This is a genomic window from Arthrobacter sp. 9AX (genome assembly GCF_902506095.1).
Classification (GTDB): Bacteria; Actinomycetota; Actinomycetes; order Actinomycetales; family Micrococcaceae; genus Arthrobacter.
The window spans coordinates 1,907,930-1,930,745 of sequence record NZ_LR733293.1 but is presented as its reverse complement, the minus strand read 5'-3'; the positions used below and the strand labels follow the sequence as shown (position 1 = coordinate 1,930,745).

The following is a 22,816-nucleotide window of genomic DNA, read 5'->3' as shown; positions in this document are numbered from 1 at the left end:
CACCGCTCCCTAAAGGATGCCGAGGTTGCGCTGCAGCTCGTAGGGCGTCACCTGGAGGCGGTAGTCCTGCCACTCGGCCCGCTTGTTGCGCAGGAAGTGTTCAAAGACCTGCTCGCCCAGGATCTGCGGCATCAGCTCTGAATCCTCCATGGAACGGATGGCGTCATGCAGGCTCGCGGGAAGGGGGTCGTGGCCCATGGCGCGGCGCTCGGCCGAACTCAGCGACCAGACGTCATCCTCGGCAGCGGCAGGCAGGTCGTAGCCCTCTTCGATGCCCTTGAGCCCCGCGCCCAGGAGCACGGCGTAGGCAAGATAGGGGTTCGCTGCAGAATCGATGCCGCGGTACTCGATCCGTGCGGACTGTCCCTTGCCCGGCTTGTACAGGGGTACGCGGACCAAGGCCGAGCGGTTGTTGTGCCCCCAGCTGAGGTAGCTCGGGGCCTCCCCGCCGCCCCAGAGGCGCTTGTAGGAGTTCACGAACTGGTTGGTCACGGCCGTGAATTCGGGCGCGTGCTTGAGGATGCCGGCAATGAACTGGCGTGCCGTCTTGGACAGCTGGAACTCGGCCCCGGCTTCGTAGAAGGCGTTGGTGTCACCCTCGAACAGGGAGAAGTGGGTGTGCATGCCGGAGCCCGGGTGTGCGGTGAAGGGCTTGGGCATAAACGTGGCGTACGTCCCCTGCTGCAGCGCCACTTCCTTGATGACGGTGCGGAACGTCATGATGTTGTCCGCCGTCTGCAGCGCATCGGCGTACCGGAGGTCGATTTCGTTCTGGCCGGGGCCGGCCTCGTGGTGGCTGAACTCCACGGAGATGCCTACCGATTCGAGCATGGTCACGGCGGTCCGGCGGAAATCCTGGGCCACGCCGCCGGGAACGTGGTCAAAGTAGCCGCCCTCATCAACGGGTACCGGGGCGCCGTCCGGGCCGGGTTCCTGGGACTTCAGGAGGTAGAACTCGATTTCGGGGTGGGTGTAGCAGGTGAAGCCCATGTCAGCGGCCTTGGCGAGGGTCCGCTTGAGGACGTTGCGGGGATCCGCGGCCGACGGTTCACCGTCCGGCGTGAGGATGTCGCAGAACATGCGGGAGGTCTGCTCGGTTTCGCCGCGCCACGGCAGGATCTGGAACGTGGACGGGTCCGGCTGTGCCAGCATGTCCGATTCGAAGACACGGGCGAGGCCCTCGATGGCTGAACCGTCGAAACCGAGGCCTTCCTCGAAGGCGCCCTCAACCTCGGCCGGCGCCAGTGCCACTGACTTGAGCGAACCCACGACGTCGGTGAACCACAGGCGCACGAAACGTACGTCGCGCTCTTCGATTGTGCGCAGGACAAACTCTTGCTGGCGGTCCATAATGGCCTCTTCTCCGGTCAAACGTCCATGCCCCGGTCCGCAAGGAGGAAGCCGGAAAGCAGTTCACCAACACTGTACTAAGCAATTGGCGGTGATGCTGGTGCCCGCGGACCCCGTAACACAGCGTTAACCCGGCAGGGATGCAGGAGGCACCGGCCGCAGGACCGGCGCAGGACCACCATCATGCCTGCCATATGACGCGAATCACCCGGCAGTGCCACGCCGCCGGTAGCTACGACTGCGGGTACGGCACTACGCTCATGCCATGGCCTCAAGCAACAGCTCCGACTCCAGCCTGCCCGCCGACGTCCCCGCCCCCTACGGCACCGGACCCGGTCAGGACGTCCCCGCCGCCTCCGCCCGGAAGCCGGCGAAGGTCCGCGTCCACCACCTCCAGCAGGCCAAGGACGAGGGCAGGAAGTTCGCGATGCTGACCGCCTACGAGCAGTACACGGCCGAGATCTTCGACACAGCCGGCATCGAGGTGCTCCTCGTGGGAGACTCGGCCTCCAACAATGTCTTCGGCAACGAGACCAGCCTTCCGGTTACCGTGGACGAACTCCTTCCGCTCTGCAGGGCCGTGGCACGCTCGGCAAAACGCGCCCTGGTGGTGGCCGACCTGCCGTTCGGCAGCTACGAAGTCTCGCCCGAGCAGGCGGTTGCCGCCGGTGTGAGGTTCCTGAAGGAAGGCCTGGCGCACGCCGTCAAGATCGAGGGCGGGAAGTACTACGCCCCCACCGTCCGCGCCATGGTGCAGGCCGGGATCCCGGTGATGGCCCACATTGGCTTCACGCCGCAGAGTGAGCACGCCTTGGGCGGGTACCGCGTGCAGGGCCGCGGCGATGATGCACAGCGTTTGATTGACGACGCCGTCGCGCTGGCTGACGCGGGTGCGTTCAGTGTGCTGATGGAAATGGTTCCAGCGGAGACGGCAGCTGCCGTCGACGCAGCGGTGAAGGTTCCCACGGTGGGCATCGGCGCCGGAAAGGAGACCACCGGCCAGGTGCTCGTGTGGCAGGATATGGCGGGCCTGCGCGGCGGCAGGATGGCGAAATTCGTCAAGCAGTACGCCAACCTCCGCAGCACCCTGCTTGACGCCGCCGCAGCCTACGGCGAGGACGTCCGGTCGGGCCAGTTCCCCGGCCCGGAACACACCTTCTAACCAGGCACCCGGCTCTCACCAGGCACCTGCCGGACACGGACCGCGGAGGCCGGCACCCGGCCGGCCCGCCCGGCACAGCCATCAGTCGTCGTCGTTCTTTTCCCAGGCCTCATTGCGCGCGCGGACCTTCTCCAGCGCGTGCTCGGCCTCTTCCCTGGTCTTGTAGGGGCCAATCAGCTGGCTCCAGTCCGACAGCCGGTCCTCCTCCACCTCGTGGGTGTTGATGTTGTACCAGTACTCAGTCATCGCTGTTTCCCCGTTCCGCCGGCAGGAAGCTGCGGAGTGACGCGCGTAACTTACATTCTTACGCGGCCAGGACGCGGCTCCCGGTTGTTAGGCCTTCTGTGGTGCCTTATATGATCAATCTATGCCTTCCCTTGCCTCGACTGCACCCATCGGCACCCTCACCCCGGGCACCGTGAGCCCGCAGCGTCCAGTACCGGCGTCCATCCCCCGCCCGGAGTATGTGGGCAAACCCGCACCTGCCAAGTTCACCGGCTCCGAGGTCAAGTCCGCCGAAACCATCGAGAAGATCCGCGTAGCCGCCAAAATCGCAGCGCAGGCCATCGTCGAGGTGGGTAAACACATCGAGCCAGGCGTCACCACCGACCAGCTGGACAAGGTGGGCCACGAATTCCTTCTTGACCACCACGCCTACCCATCCACCCTCGGGTACCGGGGGTTCCCCAAGTCCCTGTGCTCATCGGTGAACGAAGTCATCTGCCACGGGATCCCGGACACCACCGTGGTCGAGGACGGCGACATCATCAACATCGACATCACGGCGTACATCGGCGGCGTCCACGGCGACACCAACTACACCTTCCTGGTGGGGGACGTTGACGAGGAATCGCGCCTGCTGGTGGAACGGACCCGGGAATCCCTGAACCGTGCCATCAAGGCCGTAGCTCCCGGCCGCGAAATCAACGTGATCGGCCGCGCCATCCAGTCCTACGCCAAGCGCTTCGGCTATGGCGTGGTCCGGGATTTCACCGGCCACGGCGTTGGCGAAGCCTTCCATACCGGGCTGATCATCCCGCATTACGACGCTGCCCCCGCCTACAACACGGTCATCGAAGCCGGCATGGTCTTCACCATCGAACCCATGCTCACGCTCGGAACCGTGGAGTGGGACATGTGGGCCGATGACTGGACTGTGGTCACCCGGGACCGCAAGCGCACGGCCCAGTTCGAGCACACCCTGCTGGTCACGGAAACCGGCGCAGAAATCCTCACCCTGCCCTGACCTGCCGCCCAGGCAACCGGTGCCCACGCCGACTGAACAAAACCCACCGCTGCCGAAGAAGCAGCCACCATTGACTTAGCAACACCCGGGCCGGCTGCCCGCCGCCCCTTCCCTGCCCGCCCCTGCCACGAACGGAAACCCATTGGCCAAGAAGGACGAGAAGTCTCAGAAAAACGCCCCGCTGATCGGCATCGACATCGGAGGTACGGGAATCAAGGGCGGCATTGTCGACCTGAAAAAGGGCAAGCTCCTGGGGGAACGGTTCCGCGTGCCTACCCCGCAGCCCGCCACACCTGAGGCCGTTGCCGAGGCGGTGGCCCTGGTGGTCTCCGAGCTCTCGGCCCGTCCGGAGGCGCCTGCCGCCGGCTCCCCCGTGGGCGTGACCTTTCCCGGCATCATCCAGCACGGTGTGGTCCACTCTGCCGCCAACGTGGACAAGAGCTGGCTCAACACGGACATCGATGCCCTCCTGACCGAGCGCCTCGGCCGTCCCGTGGAGGTCATCAATGACGCCGACGCCGCCGGTCTCGCCGAGGCGCGCTATGGAGCCGGCGAGGGCGTCGCCGGCACGGTCCTGGTCATTACGCTGGGCACCGGCATCGGCTCTGCCTTCATCTTCGACGGCAAACTGGTGCCGAACGCCGAACTGGGCCACCTGGAGATTGACGGCCACGACGCCGAAACCAAGGCCTCCGCCGTAGCCCGGGAACGCGACGGCCTCTCCTGGGAGGAATACAGCATCCTCCTGCAGCGCTACTTCTCCCACGTCGAGTTCCTGTTCTCCCCCGAACTGTTCATTGTGGGCGGCGGCATCTCCAAGCGCGCGGACGAATACCTGCCCAACCTCAAGCTCCGCACCCCCATCGTCCCGGCGGTCCTGCGCAACGAAGCAGGCATCGTGGGGGCCGCGATCGAAATAGCACTGCAGCACAAGCTCGCCAAGTAGAGGCAGACGTATGCCCCCGCCTTTCGGGGCGGGGGCATACGTCCCACAGCACATGCCTGGGCATTGAAGAGGTTGGTGCCGGTGGTGGCTGCGGCTTCCCCTCCACTGCCACCACCGGAGATTACAGTGGGCGCGTTGTTACAACGGGCTCTTCTCGGAGGATTTGACGTCCTTCACGGCGCCGTTGGCGTCCTCTTCGGCTTCCTGGCGGAGCAGGGCGATGGCCGTCTCGAAATCCTCGAGTGATTCGAAGGCCTGGTACACGCTGGCGAACCGGAGGTAGGCCACCTTGTCCAGCTTTTGCAGCGGCCCGAGAATGACGAGCCCCACTTCATGGGCGTCGATTTCGGCGGCACCGGAGGACCGGATCTGCTCTTCGACTTCCTGTGCCAGCAGGGCGAGGTCGTCCTCGCTGACCGGCCGTCCCTGGCAGGCCTTGCGGACGCCGTTGATCACCTTGCTGCGGCTGAAGGGCTCCCCCACGCCTGACCGCTTAATCACGGACAGGCTGGTGGTTTCCACCGTAGTGAACCGGCGCCCGCACTCAGGGCACTGGCGGCGGCGGCGGATGGCCGAGCCATCGTCCGCCATGCGGCTGTCCACCACCCGGGAGTCGGGGTTGCGGCAGAACGGACAGTACATGGCGTCCCTTCTTTCGCTCAGCGGCAGTTTCGGTGCCGGCTGTGTTGAGTGTCAGTAGCAGCCAGGGGGCACACGCGTGCCCTGCGGCGTCTTCAATTCTAAGTCCCGGCTCAGGGTAATCACAAGCTTGTAACTACTACATGTTGTGGTGGCGGGTACTAGATGCCGGGAGAACCGTCGGTACGCCAGCCGGAAAACCGCGCCGTCACAGCCTCCCCGTGCGCTGGCAGATCTTCGGCTCCGGAGAGGCTGACGATGTGTCCGCTGACCTCAGCCAGCGCCTCACGGCTGTAGTTCACCACCTGGATGGCACGCAGGAAAGTGGTGACGTTCAGCCCGGACGAAAAGGCAGCAGTACCGCTGGTGGGCAGCACGTGGTTGGACCCCGCACAGTAGTCCCCCAGGCTCACCGGGCTGTAGTCGCCAACAAAGATGGCACCGGCGTTCCTGATCCTCGCGGCCACCATGGCGGCGTCGCGGGTCATGATCTCCAGGTGCTCGGCGGCGTACGCGTCGCACGCCGCGATGCCCTGCTCCAGGTTATCCACCAGGACAACGCCTGACTGCGGGCCGGAGAGGGCTTCGCGGACGCGGGCGGAGTGCTTGGTGGCGGCGGCCTGCAGGTCCAGCTCTGCACGGACCGCGGCAGCGAGATCCTCCGAATCGGTAATCAGCACCGATGCTGCCTTGGGGTCGTGCTCCGCCTGGCTGATGAGGTCGGCGGCCACCAGCGGGGGCTGGGCAGAGGAGTCAGCCAGGATGGCAATCTCCGTGGTCCCTGCCTCGGAGTCGATGCCCACCACGCCCTTAACCAGGCGCTTGGCGGTGGCCACAAAGATGTTGCCCGGACCCGTCACCACGTCCACCGGCTCCAAGGCGGGTCCGGCTTCCGTGGCGGGCACCCCGTAAGCGAAGGCGGCGATCGCCTGGGCGCCGCCGATGGCGTATACCTCGGTGATGCCCAGCAGTGCCGCGGCGGCAAGGATGGTGGGGTGCGGGAGGCCGCCGAACTCCTTCTGGGGCGGCGAGGCCAAAGCGATCGACTCCACACCGGCGGCCAGGGCCGGGACCACGTTCATGATCACCGAGGACGGGTAGACGGCCAGCCCGCCGGGTACGTAGAGTCCCACGCGGGCAACCGGCACCCAGTTCTGGCTGACCAGGGCGCCGTCGCCAAGCTGGACGTCAATGTTGCGGGGCCGCTGTCCGTCGGCAAAGCGGCGGGCCCGGCTGATGGATTCCTCCAGCGCCCGCCGGACATCCGGGTCCAGCTGCTCCAGGGAAGCCGCGAGAGCCTCCCGTGGAACCAGGGGGTGGTCCTGCTCCACTCCATCGAAGCGGAGAGCCAGCTCGGCCAGGGCACCGAAGCCCCGCTGCCGGACTGCGGACATGATATCGAGGACCTTTTCTTCGGCGTCGGCCACAGTCTGGCCCTGGGCCCTCGGCACGGCAGCCCGAAGCCCCGCAAGGGTCAGGTTCCGGCCCCGGAGGTCAACGGTGCGGAAGCTCACGGCGGCGGCAGGGGTGGCGGGAAACTCCGAAGAAATGGTCACCGCACTATTTTACGGTCCCCACCGCAGCGTGCCGCGCCCCGTCCGCGCCGGCGTCTTCCTTGCTGCCCAGGAGGTGCATCAGCTCAAGCACAAACACTGATGCCGCGGTGGCAGCCGGCCACAGCAGCAGCACGGGCAGGGCGCGCAGGGAGAACGCGATGCTGGCGTTGGCGGTGGCATCAACAGCGGGGCCAAAAAGCCCGGCCGACAACACCCCCACCTGCCAGGCCACCACCGAGCCGCACAGGCCGCCGATAAGGCCCAGCACCAGGCCTGCCTGCGGTTCCGCGCGCTTTTTGTCCGCCAGGAACACTGCCAGGAGGCACCCCGCGAAGACCATGAGCCCGGCCAGGGTGAGGTCCCTCGGCAGCCAGACCTGCGGGTGGGCGCCGTCGCCAAAGGCGGGGTCCCGGGTGATCAGGTTGAGTCCCCCCGGTGCCAGCAGCCACCAGAGAATCCCGGCCGGCACGCCGGCCACCGCCGGCAGCACGAGCAGTGGCCAGGGCAGGCGCGGACGTGAGCGTCCGGTCCGTTGTGTCATGCAACAAACCTTAACAGTTGTTCCGGCGGGCTTAACTCCCGGACGTGGGGCTTCAAGAGATTCCCCGCCTGCCCGGCGGCCCCATAGAGTTGACGAAAGAGCATCCGCCACCCCACCACCAGGAGTTCCAGTGACCGAACATGAGGCACCCTTCGAACGGACGTTCAAGGAGATGTTCCGGCGCCACGCCGCCGGCGTTGCCATCATCACGGTCAATTACCAGGACCGGCCGTTCGGGTTCACCGCCACATCTGTGGCGTCGTTGTCGGCCAAGCCGCCGCGCTTCACCTTTAACATGGCCCGCAGCTCGCGCTCCTGGCCTGCTGTGGCCAACACCACGTATATCGGAGTCCATATGCTCGGGCTGGAGAACCAGGCACTGGCCGATCGTTTTGCTAGCGGCACCGACCGCTTTGAGGGCGACCACTGGGAAGTGGGGCCACACGGCGTTCCGGTGCTGAAGGACGTGGCCGGCTGGCTGATCGGCGAGGTGCAGATGCGCCTCTCGTTCGAGAACAACGCCGTGGTGGTGGTCCAGGTGGTGGACGGCCAGGTGGGCGGCGAGGGTTCCCCGCTGCTGTACCACGGCGGTGCCTACGGCCAGCCCGTGCCGCTGGACTACGAAATCTAGGCTTCCCCCACAGCGGAGGACGACGCCGGCACTTGCCCGCCGTCGTCGTCCCCGCGCGGGTCAGGCGTCCAGGCAGGCCGGGCCCAGCAGGACCTTCAGGTCACCAAACAGCGAGGGGCTCGGGTTAACCCGAAGGTGGACGGGCAGGCCCATGATTTCGGTTCGCGTGTCGCCCTGCAGGTGCAGGCGGACTTCCGAGTTGCCGCGGTGCGTGCGCAGCACGTCCCCGAGTTCGGTGACAACAGCCTCGGTGGCTTTGTGGGTGGGCATGGTGATCACCAGCGGCCCGTTCAGCCCTTCGCTCAGGTCAGGAACGGAAAGTTCCATGCAGTTGAGCGTGATGGCGCCATCGTCGCGCTTCTGCAGCCGGCCCTTGATCACCACGATCAGGTCTTCGGCGAGCACCGAGGCGATGGGGCCGTAGACCTGCCCGAAGAACATCACCTCCATGGAACCGCCCAGGTCCTCCACCTCTGCCCGGGCGTAGGCGTTGCCGCTGGCCTTGGCGATCCGCCTGCTCAGGGAGGTGATCATGCCGGCAATAGTGATGATGGCGCCGTCCTGCGGGCCGTCTTCACCCAGGACGGTGGTAATGCTCAGCTCCGCGTGCTGGGCCAGCAGCCCCTCGAGGCCCTGCAGCGGGTGGTCGGAGACGTACAGTCCCAACATGTCCCGTTCGAAGGACAGCTTGTCCTTCTTCTCCCACTCGGGCAGGTCCGGGATATCGATGCTCAGCGACGACTCGGATTCGGCTTCCTCGAACCCGGCAAAGAGGTCGAACTGCCCGATCGCTTCATTCCGTTTGAGCGTGATGACCGAGTCGATGGCCTCTTCGTGGATCATCGCCAGGGCCCTGCGGTGATGTCCCAGCGAGTCGAAGGCGCCGGACTTGATCAGCGATTCGATGGTGCGCTTGTTGCACACCACGGCCGGGACCTTCATCAGGTAGTCCTTGAACGATGTGAAGGCGCCCTCGCTCTCGCGCGCGGCCACCATGGCCTCCACCACGTTAACGCCGACGTTGCGGATGGCGCCCATGCCGAAGCGGATGTCGTTGCCCACGGGGGTGAAGTTCAGGGCGGACTCATTAACGTCCGGCGGGAGCACCGTGATGCCCATGCGCCGGCACTCATTCAGGTAGATGGCGGACTTGTCCTTGTCGTCACCCACGGAGGTGAGCAGCGCCGCCATATATTCCGGGGCGTAATGCGCCTTGAGGTACGCGGTCCAGTAGGAGATCACGCCGTAGGCGGCAGAGTGGGCCTTGTTGAAGGCGTAGTCCGAGAAGGGCAGCAGGATGTCCCAGAGGGTCTTGACGGCCTCCATGGAGTACCCGTTGTCCTGCATGCCCTGGGAAAAGCCGGCGAACTGCTTGTCCAGCTCAGATTTCTTCTTTTTGCCCATGGCGCGGCGGAGGATGTCTGCCTGGCCCAGCGAGTAGCCGGCCAGCTTCTGCGCCACGGCCATCACCTGCTCCTGGTACACGATCAGGCCATAGGTACCGCCGAGGATTTCGGCCAGCGGTTCCTTCAGTTCGGGGTGGATGGGGATGACTTCCTGGATCCCGTTTTTCCGCAGCGCGTAGTCGGTGTGCGCGTTGGCGCCCATGGGGCCCGGCCGGTACAGGGCCAGGACGGCGGAGATGTCTTCGAAGTTGTCAGGCTTCATCAGCTTGAGCAGGGAACGCATGGGGCCGCCGTCGAGCTGGAAGACCCCCAAAGTGTCGCCGCGGGCCAGCAGTTCGTAGGACGGTGCGTCGTCGAGTTCCAGGCTCTCCAGGTCCAGGTCGATCCCGCGGTTCATCTTGATGTTTTCCAGGGCGTCGGAAATGATCGTCAGGTTCCGCAGTCCCAGGAAGTCCATCTTGATCAGGCCAAGGCCTTCACAGGTGGGGTAATCGAACTGCGTGATCACCTGGCCGTCCTGGATCCGGCGCATGATGGGAATCACGTCGATAATCGGGTCCGAGGACATAATCACGCCGGCCGCGTGGACGCCCCACTGCCGCTTCAGCCCCTCGATGCCCAGCGCAGTCTCGAAGACCTTGGCAGCTTCCGGATCCGTGCTGATCAGCTGGCGGAAGTCACCGGCTTCGCCGTACCGCTTGGCCTCCGGGTTCTGGATGTCCGCCAGCGGGATGTCCTTGGCCATCACGGCCGGGGGCAAGGCCTTGGTAAGGGTCTCGCCCATGCTGAACGGGTAGCCGAGCACGCGCGAGGAGTCCTTGAGCGCCTGCTTGGTCTTGATGGTGCCGTACGTGACGATCATTGCCACGCGTTCGTCACCGTACTTGCGCGTCACGTAGTCGATGACTTCGGAGCGGCGCCGGTCATCGAAGTCGACGTCGAAGTCGGGCATGGACACGCGGTCCGGGTTCAGGAACCGTTCGAAGATGAGCCCGTGCCGCAGGGGGTCGAGGTCGGTAATGCGCATGGCGTAGGCCACCATCGAGCCGGCGCCGGAGCCACGGCCGGGACCCACGCGGATGCCGTTGTTCTTGGCCCAGTTGATGAAGTCCGCCACCACCAGGAAGTAGCCGGGGAACCCCATGGAGGTGATAACGCCGAGTTCATAGTCGGCCTGCGCGCGCACTTCGTCCGGAACGCCGCCGGGGTACCGGTACTCGAGCCCCGCGGCCACTTCCTTCACCAGCCACGAAGTCTCGTCCTCCCCCGGCGGGCAGGGGAACCGCGGCATGTAGTTGGCGCCGGTGTTGAAGGAGACCTCACAGCGCTCAGCGATCAGGAGCGTGTTGTCGCAGGCGTCCGGGTGGTCCCGGAACAGCTCGCGCATTTCCTGCGGGGACTTCAGGTAGTAGCCGCTGCCGGAGAAGGCGAAGCGGGAGCCGCCGTTGTCGTAGGTGGGTTCCAGGAGGGTGGAGCCGGACTGGATGGCCAGCAGCGCCTCGTGGGCTTTGGCGTCGTGCTCGTGCGTGTAGTGGAGGTCGTTGGTGGCGACGAGGGGCAGGTTCAGGTCCTTGGCGAGCCGCAGCAGGTCCCCGGTGACGCGCCGCTCGATGTCCAGCCCGTGGTCCATGAGTTCGCAGAAGTAGTTCTCTGCGCCGAAGATGTCGCGGAACTCCGAGGCTGCCTCCAGGGCCTCCCGGTACTGGCCCAGCCGCAGGCGGGTCTGGACCTCCCCGGACGGGCAGCCCGTGGTGGCGATGAGGCCCTCGGAGTAGGTGTTCAGGAGTTCCCGGTCCAGCCGGGGCCATTTGCCGAATACGGCATCCAGTGAGGCGATGGAGGATGCCCGGAACAGGTTCCGCATGCCCGCGTTGTTGTAGCTGAGCAGCGTCATGTGGGTGTAGGAACCACCGCCGGAGATGTCGTCCTTGCGCTGGTGTTCCTCGCCCCAGCGCACGCGGCTCTTGTCGCCGCGCGCCGTACCGGGGGTCACATAGGCTTCGACGCCGATGATCGGCTTGATGCCCTTGTCCGTGGCCCGCTTCCAGAAGTCGAAGGCGCCGAAGAGGTAGCCGTGGTCGGTGGTGGCCAGGGCGGGCATCCCCAGCCGCTCGGTTTCGTCGAACAGCTCGCCAAGCCTGGCAGCACCGTCCAGCATTGAATACTCGGTGTGGTTGTGGAGATGGACAAACGAGTCATTGCTGGAAGTCACCGGACTATTCTAAGCGCTGGCCCGCTGGTGGCCGGTCAGGCCCGCCCTGACTCCAGCACTTCCAGGGCAAACGCCAGGTCCTGGGGGTAGTCGCTCACAACCCGGACCGGCTCCCCCGTGACAGGGTGTTCAAAGCCGAGTTCCCGGGCGTGCAGCCACTGCCGGGTCAGGCCGAGCGTGGCGGCGAGCCGCGGATCGGCACCGTAGGTGAGGTCGCCGGCGCAGGGGTGGCGCAGAGCCGAGAAGTGCACCCTGATCTGGTGGGTGCGGCCGGTCTCCAGGTGCACTTCCACCAGGCTTGCCTTGCCGAAGGCCTCCACCACCTCATAGTGCGTCACGGACGGACGGCCGTCCTCGATGACAGCGAACCGCCAGTCGTGGCCGGGGTGCCGGCCGATGGGGGCGTCGATGGTGCCCACCAGAGGATCGGGCAGGCCCTGCACCACGGCGTGGTAGACCTTGTCCACGGTACGTTCCTTGAAGGCCCGCTTCAGGGCGGTGTAGGCACGCTCGGACTTGGCCACCACCATCGCTCCGGATGTGCCGACGTCGAGCCTGTGGACAATGCCGGCCCGTTCCGGCGAGCCGGACGTGGAAATCCGGTATCCGGCCCCGGCGAGGCCACCCACCACCGTGGGCCCTACCCAACCCGGAGACGGATGGGCAGCAACGCCCACGGGTTTGTCCACGACGACGAAGTCGTCATCGTCCAGCAGGATCTTCAGGCCTTCCACAACTTCCTCCACGACTTCCAGGGGGTCACGCCGTTCCGGCAGGCTCACCTGGAGGACATCTCCGGCCACCAGCCTGGCCGATTTGCCCAACGTTTTACCTTTGCTGAGGATATGGCCCTCGGCAATCAGGGTCGCCGCCAGGGAGCGTGAGATCCCCAGGATCGCGGCCACACCGGCGTCAGCGCGGGCCCCGGCGAACTGTTCTGCGACGACGAGGCGCTCAAGCATCGCCGGACTTTTCCTTGTGGGCGGCCAGCCGGGTTCCGTCCATGGAGATGCCCCGCAGTGTCAGGATGCAGATAATCGCGACGGCGGACACCACCGCCGAGTCGGCGATGTTGAAGATCGCGAAGTTGGGCAGCTGGATGAAGTCCACCACGTGCCCCATCCCGAATGACGGTTCACGGAAGAGCCGGTCCGTCAGGTTGCCCAGGGCACCGCCCAGCAGCAGGCCCAGGGCCAGGGACCACCAGCGGGAGCCCAGTTTGCGCACCTGGAACAGGATGGCGATGGCCACAGCGGCCATGATGATGGAAAACACCCAGGTGACGTTTTCCCCGATGGAGAACGCGGCACCCGAGTTCCGGATGAAGTACCAGTGCAGGACGGGCGGCAGGACGGGAATCCGCTCCCCTTCCACCATGGTGGAAGTAACCCAGAGCTTCGTCAGTTGGTCCAAGACATAGGCAAAGACTGCGAACCCGGCAAAAAGGGACAGCAGCACGCCGCGGCGTGGGCGTGGCGTAGGCGGGACAGGGCGTGCGGCGTCGGCGGCAAGTTCGTCAGTCATGGTGCTTTCATTCGTAAAACCGGTGTCAATGCCAAAAGCCGGTGGCCGAGGAATCCTCAGCCACCGGCTTTCAGAATACGTGCTTGACAGACTAGTTGGCTTCGCTGACTTCCGGCGTAGCCACTGAACCGCGGGCGTCGAGGTCCCGCAGCTGACCTTCGATGTAGGCCTTCAGGCGTGAGCGGTAGTCGCGCTCGAAGCCGCGCAGCTGCTCCACCTTGCGCTCGAGCACCGAACGCTGCTGCTCCAGCGCGCCCAGGATCTTGCGGGACTTCTCTTGAGCGTCGTTGACCAGGCTGCTGGCTTCGATCTGCGCCTCGGCGATGATCTTGTCCTTCTGCGCCTGTCCGTCCGCGACGTGGCGGTCGTGCATCTGCTGTGCCATGGCCAGCAGGCCTGCAGCCGACTCGGCTGACGGAGTGGCAGCGGCCGGGGCGGCGGCAGCCGGAACGGCAGCGGCCGGGGCCGCCTGCTGGACTTCCTTCTTCTTCCGCTCTTCGGCAGCCTTGGCTTCTGCTTCGGCCTTTTCGCGGGCTTCGTCCTTGTCGGACTTGACGGGCGCGGGGACCTTTTCCACCACAGGTGCGGCAACAGTGCTGGCCGGAACGCTTGAACCGGCTTCGGCGAGCTTCTTGCGGAGTTCGTCGTTTTCCTGGTTCAGGCGGCGGAGTTCAACGACGATCTCGTCCAGGAAGTCATCAACTTCGTCCTGGTCGTAGCCTTCGCGGAACTTGGTCGGCTGAAAGCGCTTGTTGACAACGTCTTCTGGCGTCAAAGCCATCTGGTCACCTCACTGGTCTGGTTAGTCAGTAGGCCTTCCGGCCGTCAAAACTACGGTACCTACATTTGGTCTTGTTCCTCTAATTCAACACTGCAGTGTCAAACCAGAGTTTTTCTTTGCATCGCATGCGTGGATCCCGGCGGGGTCCATCCCTGCGTTGCTGGTCTATTCGTCAATCAGGCGAGGCTCCTGGTGATCCCCATGGCAATGCTGACTCCGATGAACAGAACCAGGAAGCCCAGGTCCAGGGAGATGCCGCCCAGGCGCAGCGGCGGAATCAGCCGCCGCAGTCCGTTCAGCGGCGGATCGGTGATCGAGTACACGGCGTGTGCCACCACCAGGGCTGCACCCCGCGGGCGCCATTCCTGGGCAAACATCTGGACCCAGTCGAAAACCAGGCGAATGATCAGTGCGACAAAAAACAGCAAAAGCGCGAGATAGACAAGCCCGAAAACAATTCCCATGACTTACTTCATATCTCCATGTCCTTGGTGGATACCGCGGTGTCCTGCTGATGTGTCTTGTCTATTTCAGCACAGATGCCAGGCAGGTGTGTCCCTGCCTGGCATCTGCTGCAGCGTGGTGCTCAGCTTTGGTTAAAGAAGCTGGCCTGCGTATCACTGGCCTTCTTGTCGTCGCCGATGACCTCAACGTACGACGGCGAGAGCAGGAAGACCTTGTTGGTCACCCGCTCAATGCTTCCGCGGAGACCGAAAACCAGGCCGGCAGAGAAGTCCACGAGGCGCTTGGCATCGGCCTCACCCATGTCCGTCACGTTCATGATGACCGGGATGCCGTCACGGAAGCTTTCGCCGATGAGCTTGGCATCATTGTAGGAACGGGGGTGGATAGTGGTGATCTGGCGGAGGCCGGTGGCTTCCTCGCGGCTCGAGGCCGCGCGCTTAATCGGGGTCACTGGGGCGCGGTATTCCTCTTCGGGGGTGTAGGACGATTCGCGGCTGACCTCGCGGACGGGTGCAGGTGCACGGCGTTCCTCGCGTTCAGCTTCCATCGTTTCGTCCTCATCCTTACGTGTGGTGTGTTGCTCGGACTCGTAATGCTCATCGCCGTCGGCGAGCCCAAGATAGATCATTGTCTTGCGCAGAGCGCCGGCCATGGTCGACTCCTAATCGTGTCCGTAAGCGGGCCGCCCAATGACTTGACAGCACTGGAGTCCCCCGCCCATCACTTCCAATAGCACCGACGCTACCCCACGGCGGGACGCGATCCGAGAATATCGGAGCCGATTCGCAGGTGTGTCGCCCCGTGTGCGATGGCCGCCTCCAGGTCCTGGCTCATGCCTGCCGAGATGGCTGTTCCTCCGGGATGCTCGGCCACGAGCCGGGCCGAGACCCGGGCGAGTCTTTCGAAAGCAGCTTCCGGCCGGGTACCCAGCGGTGCCACTGCCATCACTCCAGCCAGCTCCAGGCCGGCGGCGGTGGCAATCCTTTCGGCCAGCGGAAGGACGTCGTCCGGGACGGCCCCGCCCCGGTGTGCTCCGGCGTCGCCTGCCCGGTCATCAAGGTTGACCTGGATGAAGCAGTCCAGAGGCGCCCGCCCTGTCATGTCGCGCTCGGCCTGCGCGGCCTTGGCCAGCGCATCCACGAGCTGCGGGCGGTCAACGGAATGCACCGCGGCAGCGTACCGCAGCACCGATTTGGCCTTTTTGCTTTGCAGCTGGCCCACGAAGTGCCAGGTCAGGCCACAGTCCGCCAGCTCGCGTGCCTTTGCGGAGGCCTCCTGGTCGCGGTTCTCGCCGACATCGGTCACACCCAGCACAGCGAGCCGCCTGATGTCTTCCGCCGGGTGGAACTTTGTGACCACAATCAGAACGGGCAGGCTTCCTTCACGTCCGGCCGCACCCGCCGCCGTGGCAATCCGCTGCTGGACGGCGGCCAGGCGGTGTGCGAGTTCCAGGGAGCGGGCGTCGGGGGCCTCAGTCATGGCACCAGACCAAGCCGGCGAAGCGCCCTGTGTCCTTGTTCCGCCGATAGGAGAAGAGCGAGGGCGTTTCCAGGGTGCAGGGCCCGCTGTACTCCACGCTGACGCCAGCCTGTTCCAGCTGGCTACGGGCGCCTGCCGGCAGGTCCAGTCCGGGAGTGCCCCAGGAGGTTGTGGTCCGGGTGGCCGGAACGACGGCAGCCACCTCGTCCTGCAGCCCGGCGGGCACCTCATAGCATTTGCCACAGATGGAGGGACCCACCCAGGCACGGATTCCTGCGGCGCCGAGGTCCGCCATGCTGCCCAAAGCTGCGGGAATAACCCCGGCCGCCAGCCCGGGGCGGCCTGCGTGGACAGCCGCGAGGACGGGCCCGTCCGGCGACTCCCCCGCGAGAACTACAGGGATGCAGTCCGCCACCATCACGGCAAGCGGGACACCACGCGAAACCATGGCGTCCGCTTCCGGGACGGGGCTGCCCACGTCCATCACCGCCACGGCGGTGCCGTGGACCTGGTTCATGAACCTCAGCCCCTGCGGGGTGGCGCCGATGGTACGTTCCAGCTCACCGCGGCGCCGCCCTACCTCGCCGGGATCGTCGCCCACGTGCAGTGCCAGGTTTCCTGCGTTGGCGTCAGTGAAGGCGACCGATACGCCAGGCCGGATTTGGGCACGCCAGTGGAACAAGCCGGGGCCTACTTCAGGAAGTCGGGGACATCCAGGTCATCCGAGTGGCTGCCGGTGAGGTCCGGCTCCACCACGGAGGGAAGGTCCACGTCGAAGCCTGAGTCGGCGGGGACAGCGGAGGGCCGCTGCTGGCCCCAGTTGCTGAGCCCTGCGGCACCGACTCCGGCGTGGATGGGCTGGACGTTGGCCTGGTGGGCGCCGGCGGACGGAGCCTGGGCGGGCGCGGGGACGGCTGCCGGTGCGGCCGGGCGCTGCGGGGCGGACTGCGGCTGGGACTGGTCCATGGACGGCGAAGTGGCCTTCACGTCGTCGAACCCTGCGGCGATCACCGTCACTCGCGCTTCGTCGCCCAGGGCGTCGTCGATGACGGCACCGAAAATGATATTCGCTTCCGGGTGGGCCACCTCCTGCACCAGGCGCGCGGCTTCGTTGATCTCGAACAGGCCAAGGTCCGAACCGCCCTGGATGGAGAGCAGCACGCCGTGCGCACCGTCAATGGAGGCTTCCAGCAGCGGCGAGGCGATGGCGAGTTCGGCGGCCTTAACGGCGCGGTCTTCGCCGCGGGCGGAGCCGATGCCCATCAGCGCCGAGCCTGCACCCTGCATCACGGACTTGACGTCCGCGAAGTCGAGGTTGATCAGGCCGGGGGTGGTGATGAGGTCGGTGATGCCCTGGACGCCGGAGAGCAGCACTTGGTCCGCGGAGCGGAAGGCATCCAGGACGGAGACGTTGCGGTCGCTGATGGACAGCAGGCGGTCGTTGGGGATCACGATCAGGGTGTCCACCTCGTCGCGCAGGGCGTCGATGCCGGCTTCCGCGGATCCGGCACGGCGGCGGCCTTCGAAGGTGAACGGACGGGTGACCACGCCGATGGTCAGGGCACCAAGGGAACGTGCGATGCGGGCGACGACGGGGGCGCCGCCGGTGCCTGTGCCGCCGCCTTCACCGGCGGTGACGAATACCATGTCGGCGCCGCGCAGGACTTCCTCGATCTCGTCTGCGTGGTCCTCGGCAGCCTGCTTGCCCACCTCGGGGTTGGCACCTGCCCCCAGGCCGCGGGTCAGCTCGCGTCCCACGTCAAGCTTGACGTCGGCGTCGCTCATCAGCAGGGCCTGGGCGTCGGTGTTGATGGCGATGAATTCAACACCTCGGAGGCCGACCTCGATCATGCGGTTGACTGCGTTCACGCCACCGCCGCCGATGCCGACGACTTTGATGACGGCCAAGTAATTCTGCGGAGCTGCCACGTTACGTGTCCCTTGTTCGTGTCTTTTTGCTAAATCTGATGAAGAGCTTAATGCCTGAAACCTTAACCTTCGAGTTGAAGGTTATAGTTATGTCAAGTAACTCATGTCTGTGACGGTATTTCCTCTGGATCACACATTCAATAACCGGCTCCGCGTGTCGGATTAATACCGGTAATAAAGCGTGTCAGCGGGTTACCGGGTGACGGGGCACGCTCACGTCGTACACCCTGACCGGATTCTTCGGGTCAGCCGGAACCTTCAGCAGCGCAGCCAGCACCTTGGCTTTGAGTTCCTTCTCACCGGCGTTGCCCCAAATGATGCTCTGGCCGTCCACCAGTTTGAGTTCCACGGCGTCCACGGACTGCGCCGAGGCATTGGAAAGCTTAGCCAGCACATCCGCCGGCAAGGCGCCCAGCACCTCGGCGGTGGCCCGGAAAAGATCCTTACCGATGGTACCTGCCCCGCCGTCGATGACGGGCAGCGATACCGACGCCGGATCATCCGTGGCTGCCAGCTGGACGCCCTCCACGTCAACCAGCTGGTACTGCTCCCCCTGCTTGACCAGCGCCACCGGCACGCGTTCGCGGACGGCAACGGCCAGGCCCGACGGCGGGCGCGCCTCCGCGGACACCGACTTCACCTGCACGAGCGGGCCGAGAAGGCGCCCCACTTCCTCGTCGGTCACCTGCGGCAGCGGCCTGCCGCGCAGGGGTTCCAGCGCGGCCTCCACCTGGGCAGGCGTCAGCAGGTGCGTTCCAGACACAGTGATGGTCCGCACGGCAAGGGCCGGCGAAAAGACGGCAGCCGCCAGCAGCCCGGCCACGATGGCAACCACCGTGAAAGCCACCACCAGGACGTTCCGCTTCCGGCGCTTCCCCTTGGGTTCGGGAAACGCCAGGACATTCCCGGCACTGTCGGAACCGGAGGAAGGCCCGGCGGGCTTTTCTTTCGCACGTCCGCCGAAAGTGGCCTTCCTGGCCTTACCGGTCGGCTGCGGGGCAGGCTCCGGAACAGCCCGGGAGGCCGAAATCACATCATGGCTGCTGCCGGCATCCTGGCCGTCGTGCCCCGGCCGGGTGCCGGCGCCCCCCGGCCGCCGGCCGGTGGACGTGTAGGTGGGGCGGCGCGGACTAGGCACGCAGAGCCTCTACGATCCGGGGCCCGTAGGCCGTGACGTCGCCGGCGCCTGCGGTGAGGATGATGTCACCCTCGGCAGCGGCGGCGGCGAGTGCCGCCACGGCGTCCGCAGCCGGAACCAGCCGCCCGCCGTCGTCCAGGTGGTCAGCGATGAGCCGGCTGGTCACGCCGGGAATCGGGTCCTCGCGCGCCGGATAGATGTCCAGCACCCAGGCCGTGTCGGCAAGGTTGAGCGCTTCGGCGAATTCTTTGGCGAATTCCCGGGTCCGCGAGAACAGGTGCGGCTGGAACAGCACGTGCACCTTGTGGTTCCCGGCAACGGAGCGGGCAGCCGCGAGGGCAGCACGGACTTCGGTGGGATGGTGGGCGTAATCATCGAATACGCGCACTCCGCGCTCCTGGCCCTTCAGCTCAAAGCGGCGGGCAGCGCCGGAAAACCGCGCCAGGGCACCTGCAGCTGTGGCCGGTTCCACGCCCAGCTCCAGGGCCACGGCAAAAGCGGCAGCGGCGTTCAGGGCGTTGTGCCGGCCCGGCACCTGCAGCTCCAGCCGGTACCGGCCGGACGGCGTGGACACGGCAACGTCACCCGTGCCGCCGTCGTGCAGTTTCAGGTCCGCTTCGTCGCCGGTGCCGTAGAGGAGCACGCGGGTGTTGCCGCGTTCCCTCGTACGGCGTGCCAGCGCCAGGGCACCGGGATCGTCCGCGCAGGCCACCAGAACGCCGTCGGAAGGGAGCAAGGCGGTGAAGCGGTCGAAGGATTCGTAGACAGCCTCGGCGGTGCCGTAGTAGTCCAGGTGGTCCGGCTCCACATTGGTGACCACTGCGATGTTCGGCCGGTAGTTCAGGAATGAACCGTCGGATTCGTCCGCCTCCGCCACGAAGATGCCGGACGCTCCGTGCGCGGCGTTGACGCCCAGGGCCGGGACGTTGGCGCCGATGGCGAAGGAAGGATCGAGGCCGGCACCCTGCAGCAGAACCGCCACCATGGACGTGGTGGTGGATTTTCCGTGCGTTCCGGCCACGGTGACCACCAGGTCCTCCCCCATGGTGGCAGCGAGGGCCTCGGAGCGGTGCAACACCGGCAGTCCGGCCTCCCTGGCGGCCACCACCTCCGGGTTGTCGGCGCGGATCGCGGAGCCGGCCACCACTGTCCGGGCATCAGCGAGATTGGCCGCGTTGTATCCAACGGCGATGCGGGCACCTGCGGCAGCGAGGTCCGCCATGACGGGCAGGTCCTTGGCATCAGAGCCGCTGACGGGTACGCCGCGGGCCACCATGATCCGGGCGACGGCCGACATGCCCACCCCGCCGATCCCAACAAAGTGCACCTTGCCCAGCGATGCCAGGGTGGGGATGCCACGACTCATTTGGACACCGCTTCCAGGACAAGACCAGCCATGCGCTGGTCGGCGTTTCGAATTCCAAGCCGGTAGGAGTTGGCGGCCATGGTGGCAAGCCTGGACTCGTCGGTGACCAGCGGGATGAGTTCCCGCCCTGCCCACTCCGGCGTGAAATCGCTGTCCGCCACCAGCACTGCGCCGCCGGCGGCCACGAGCCCGGCGGCATTCAGGGCCTGTTCGCCGTTGCCGATGGGCAGCGGCACCAGGACGGCCGGAACGCCGACCGCGGCAATCTCGCAAACAGTCGCGGCACCGGAACGGGCCAGCAGGAGGTCCGCTGCCGCGTAGGCGAGCTCCATGCCGTCGATGTATTCCACCTGTCGGTAACCGTCGGCAGCCAGTGGCCTGCCGGCGTCATCCAGGACGGACTTGCCGCGGCCTGTAATGTGCAGGGTCTGGATCCCGGCGTCGGCCAGTTGCCGGAGGGAGGCGGCGACGGTCCCGTTGATGCTTTGCGCCCCGGAGGATCCGCCGGTGACGATCAATGTTGGCTTGTCGGGGTCAAGCCCCAGAGCTTCCCGGGCGGATGCACGGGAAGCTGCACGGTCAAGCTGCGAGATTTCGGTGCGCATCGGCATGCCGACGTGCACGGCTCCGGGCAGCGGAGTGCTGTCGAAAGCCACCGCCAGGCGCTTGGTGAACATCGCGCCCACCCTGTTCGCCAGCCCGGGACGGATGTTGGCCTCATGGATCACGATGGGAATGCGCCGTTGCCGTGCCGCAAGATACATGGGGGTGCACACATATCCGCCCACACCCACCAGGACGTCGGCAGCCGCGTTGTCCAGGATGGCACCGGCCTGCCGCACCGCGCCGGCGAGGCGCGCGGGAAGGCGGAGCAGGTCCCCGGAAGGTTTCCGCGGGAACGGAACGCGGTCGATCGTGGCCAGCTCGACCCCGGCGGCGGGGACCAGCCGGGTCTCCATGCCTGCCGGGGTTCCGACGGCGAGGATGGCGGCGCCGGGGGCTTCCGCGCGGAGGGCTGAAGCGATGGCGAGGAGTGGGCTGATATGGCCGGCGGTTCCGCCGCCTGCCAGGACAATGGATGGATTTTTTGGGGTCATCTGGAGTCAGGCACGCTTTCTTGCAGTCTTTTTGGTGGCGGCGGTGGCACGTGCCGGTTTGGCCTTGAATTTCAGCATCCGCTTGGGCCGGATGGCGGGGGCCATCTGCTCGCGGGCCAGGGAAAGCACCACTCCAATGGCGCAGAGCGACATCAGCAGCGCTGAACCACCGTACGAGATGAACGGCAGCGGCACGCCAATCACAGGCATCAGTCCGGTCACCACCGACATGTTCACCGTTGCCTGGCCGAGCAGCCACACCATGATGGTGCCGGCCAGCACGCGGTGGAACATGTCTTCCTGTGCCACCACCACGCGGTAAATGGCAGCGCCGAGGATGGCGAAAAGGACAAGGACGACGACGGTGCCCACCAGGCCGAGTTCCTCGCCGATGATGGCGAAGATGAAGTCGTTGTGGGCTTCGGGGATCCAGCTGTACTTTTGCCGGCTTTGCCCCAGCCCGACGCCAAACCAGCCTCCGGACGCCAGCCCGTAGAGGCCGTTGGTGGCCTGGTAGTTGGCGTCGATGCCGTCGGCGCAGGACTCGCCCGTCCACCAGGAGGTGATCCGGCACATGCGGTTCGAGCTGGTGACGGCCATGATGGCCGTTCCGGCTGCTGCCACCAGGCCTGCTATCCCGAAGAGGTAGAGCGGAGCGCCGGCAAAGAACAGTGCGGCCGCCGTAATCATCATGATGATCATGGCCGTGCCGAGGTCGTTTCCCACCAGGACCAGGCCAACGATGATGATGGCCATCGGGACGGCCGGGATGGCGACGTGCTGCCAGCGGCTGAGGAGGCGGCCCTTCCTGGCCAGGACGGTGGCCATCCAGAGCGCCAGCGCCAGCTTGGACGCTTCCGACGGCTGGAAGGTGATGCCACCGAGGTCGATCCAGTTCTTGTTGCCGTTGACCTCCGCGCCCACGATCTGCACCAGGCCCAGGAGGACCACGGCGGCGATGATCGCCAGCCATGCCAGCCGCTTGAGCCACACCACGTTGACGCGGGACAACACAAACATGGTGAAGATGCCGATCGCGGCGAAGATACCCTGCTTCAACGCGTCACCGTAAGGTGACTTTCCGGCTGCGATGGACTCCACGCTGGAGGCGGAGAGCACCATCATGATCCCGATCGCGGTCAGCGCCAGGGTGGAGCCCAGGATGAGGTAGTACGTGGAGCCGTTCCGCGATGTCCCGTTGCCTTCCAGGGCCGACCAGAACTTCCGGTAGGCGGCTTTGATGCGGAGGGGGACGGAAACCGGGGGTTGCGCCGGTGACGCCTGGGAGCCGGAACGCGGCTTGCCGGCCTGTGGATGTGGCTGAGGCCGGGTGGGCGTGCTGACCATT

22 protein-coding genes are annotated in these 22,816 nt (G+C 65.9%); 4 read left to right on the top strand and 18 right to left on the bottom strand.

What is annotated here, in order from left to right; all coding sequences use genetic code 11:
- Positions 1 to 9: 9 nt before the first annotated feature.
- Positions 10 to 1,350, bottom strand: a complete 1,341-nt coding sequence (gene glnA, locus BACI348_RS08810) for a type I glutamate--ammonia ligase (protein WP_091421917.1) — start codon at positions 1,348 to 1,350, stop codon at positions 10 to 12.
- A gap of 265 nt (positions 1,351 to 1,615) precedes the next feature.
- On the opposite strand from glnA, the gene panB reads away from it, so the two are divergent.
- A complete protein-coding gene (gene panB / locus BACI348_RS08805) occupies positions 1,616 to 2,512 on the top strand; it encodes a 3-methyl-2-oxobutanoate hydroxymethyltransferase (protein ID WP_159825003.1) in 897 nt (298 codons plus the stop codon).
- Between the two features lie 81 nt (positions 2,513 to 2,593).
- Here the strand turns inward: panB and BACI348_RS08800 are convergent, their stop codons facing one another.
- On the bottom strand, positions 2,594 to 2,758 hold the full coding sequence (locus tag BACI348_RS08800; protein WP_159825001.1) for an SPOR domain-containing protein: 165 nt from the start codon (positions 2,756 to 2,758) through the stop codon (positions 2,594 to 2,596).
- A gap of 121 nt (positions 2,759 to 2,879) precedes the next feature.
- Between BACI348_RS08800 and map the strand changes: the two genes are divergently transcribed.
- Positions 2,880 to 3,758 (top strand): type I methionyl aminopeptidase, encoded by an 879-nt coding sequence (map, locus tag BACI348_RS08795; protein WP_159824998.1) that lies wholly within the window; start codon positions 2,880 to 2,882, stop codon positions 3,756 to 3,758.
- A 142-nt stretch (positions 3,759 to 3,900) separates the two neighbouring features.
- Positions 3,901 to 4,704 (top strand): polyphosphate--glucose phosphotransferase, encoded by an 804-nt coding sequence (gene ppgK, locus BACI348_RS08790; RefSeq protein WP_159824996.1) that lies wholly within the window; start codon positions 3,901 to 3,903, stop codon positions 4,702 to 4,704.
- A gap of 138 nt (positions 4,705 to 4,842) precedes the next feature.
- Here ppgK and nrdR read toward each other — a convergent pair whose 3' ends face one another.
- From nrdR to BACI348_RS08775, 3 genes are all read right to left on the bottom strand, one after another.
- The gene (gene nrdR / locus BACI348_RS08785) at positions 4,843 to 5,346 is read right to left on the bottom strand and encodes a transcriptional regulator NrdR (RefSeq protein WP_159824994.1); all 504 of its coding nucleotides are present in this window, start codon (positions 5,344 to 5,346) and stop codon (positions 4,843 to 4,845) included.
- 158 nt (positions 5,347 to 5,504) lie between these two features.
- Positions 5,505 to 6,899 carry a histidinol dehydrogenase gene (hisD, locus tag BACI348_RS08780; RefSeq protein ID WP_159824992.1) on the bottom strand — a complete coding sequence of 465 codons (1,395 nt, stop codon included), beginning with the start codon at positions 6,897 to 6,899 and terminating at the stop codon, positions 5,505 to 5,507.
- A gap of 4 nt (positions 6,900 to 6,903) precedes the next feature.
- Positions 6,904 to 7,440: a hypothetical protein gene (locus BACI348_RS08775; RefSeq protein WP_159824990.1), complete on the bottom strand. Its 537-nt coding sequence runs from the start codon at positions 7,438 to 7,440 to the stop codon at positions 6,904 to 6,906.
- Between the two features lie 130 nt (positions 7,441 to 7,570).
- Between BACI348_RS08775 and BACI348_RS08770 the strand changes: the two genes are divergently transcribed.
- Entirely contained in the window at positions 7,571 to 8,071 is a 501-nt protein-coding gene (locus BACI348_RS08770) for a flavin reductase family protein (RefSeq protein ID WP_159824988.1), read from the top strand.
- 60 nt (positions 8,072 to 8,131) lie between these two features.
- Here BACI348_RS08770 and dnaE read toward each other — a convergent pair whose 3' ends face one another.
- From dnaE to ftsW, 13 genes are all read right to left on the bottom strand, one after another.
- Positions 8,132 to 11,689, bottom strand: coding sequence for a DNA polymerase III subunit alpha (gene dnaE / locus BACI348_RS08765; protein WP_159824986.1), 3,558 nt, complete (start codon positions 11,687 to 11,689; stop codon positions 8,132 to 8,134).
- 35 nt (positions 11,690 to 11,724) lie between these two features.
- Positions 11,725 to 12,651, bottom strand: a complete 927-nt coding sequence (locus BACI348_RS08760; protein WP_159824984.1) for an RluA family pseudouridine synthase — start codon at positions 12,649 to 12,651, stop codon at positions 11,725 to 11,727.
- Entirely contained in the window at positions 12,644 to 13,213 is a 570-nt protein-coding gene (lspA, locus tag BACI348_RS08755; RefSeq protein ID WP_159824982.1) for a signal peptidase II, read from the bottom strand. The genes BACI348_RS08760 and lspA overlap by 8 nt, the downstream gene beginning before the upstream one ends.
- A gap of 91 nt (positions 13,214 to 13,304) precedes the next feature.
- On the bottom strand, positions 13,305 to 13,994 hold the full coding sequence (locus BACI348_RS08750) for a DivIVA domain-containing protein (protein WP_159824980.1): 690 nt from the start codon (positions 13,992 to 13,994) through the stop codon (positions 13,305 to 13,307).
- A gap of 176 nt (positions 13,995 to 14,170) precedes the next feature.
- On the bottom strand, positions 14,171 to 14,458 hold the full coding sequence (locus BACI348_RS08745; RefSeq protein ID WP_159824978.1) for a YggT family protein: 288 nt from the start codon (positions 14,456 to 14,458) through the stop codon (positions 14,171 to 14,173).
- Positions 14,459 to 14,580: 122 nt separating this feature from the next.
- Positions 14,581 to 15,111, bottom strand: a complete 531-nt coding sequence (locus tag BACI348_RS08740; protein WP_159824976.1) for a cell division protein SepF — start codon at positions 15,109 to 15,111, stop codon at positions 14,581 to 14,583.
- An 89-nt stretch (positions 15,112 to 15,200) separates the two neighbouring features.
- Positions 15,201 to 15,938 (bottom strand): YggS family pyridoxal phosphate-dependent enzyme, encoded by a 738-nt coding sequence (locus BACI348_RS08735; RefSeq protein WP_159824974.1) that lies wholly within the window; start codon positions 15,936 to 15,938, stop codon positions 15,201 to 15,203.
- Positions 15,931 to 16,620, bottom strand: coding sequence for a purine nucleoside phosphorylase YfiH/LACC1 family protein (locus tag BACI348_RS08730; RefSeq protein WP_159824972.1), 690 nt, complete (start codon positions 16,618 to 16,620; stop codon positions 15,931 to 15,933). The genes BACI348_RS08735 and BACI348_RS08730 overlap by 8 nt, the downstream gene beginning before the upstream one ends.
- Positions 16,621 to 16,628: 8 nt before the next feature.
- Positions 16,629 to 17,867 carry a cell division protein FtsZ gene (gene ftsZ / locus BACI348_RS08725; RefSeq protein ID WP_159824970.1) on the bottom strand — a complete coding sequence of 413 codons (1,239 nt, stop codon included), beginning with the start codon at positions 17,865 to 17,867 and terminating at the stop codon, positions 16,629 to 16,631.
- Positions 17,868 to 18,051: 184 nt separating this feature from the next.
- A complete protein-coding gene (locus tag BACI348_RS08720) occupies positions 18,052 to 19,005 on the bottom strand; it encodes a cell division protein FtsQ/DivIB (RefSeq protein WP_159824968.1) in 954 nt (317 codons plus the stop codon).
- Positions 18,998 to 20,371, bottom strand: a complete 1,374-nt coding sequence (gene murC, locus BACI348_RS08715; protein WP_159824966.1) for a UDP-N-acetylmuramate--L-alanine ligase — start codon at positions 20,369 to 20,371, stop codon at positions 18,998 to 19,000. Before murC ends, BACI348_RS08720 begins: the two co-directional genes overlap by 8 nt.
- The gene (murG, locus tag BACI348_RS08710) at positions 20,368 to 21,468 is read right to left on the bottom strand and encodes an undecaprenyldiphospho-muramoylpentapeptide beta-N-acetylglucosaminyltransferase (protein ID WP_159824964.1); all 1,101 of its coding nucleotides are present in this window, start codon (positions 21,466 to 21,468) and stop codon (positions 20,368 to 20,370) included. The genes murC and murG overlap by 4 nt, the downstream gene beginning before the upstream one ends.
- 6 nt (positions 21,469 to 21,474) lie before the next feature.
- Complete coding sequence (gene ftsW / locus BACI348_RS08705) at positions 21,475 to 22,815, bottom strand: putative lipid II flippase FtsW (protein ID WP_159824962.1); 1,341 nt, start codon at positions 22,813 to 22,815, stop codon at positions 21,475 to 21,477.
- Position 22,816: the final 1 nt, after the last annotated feature.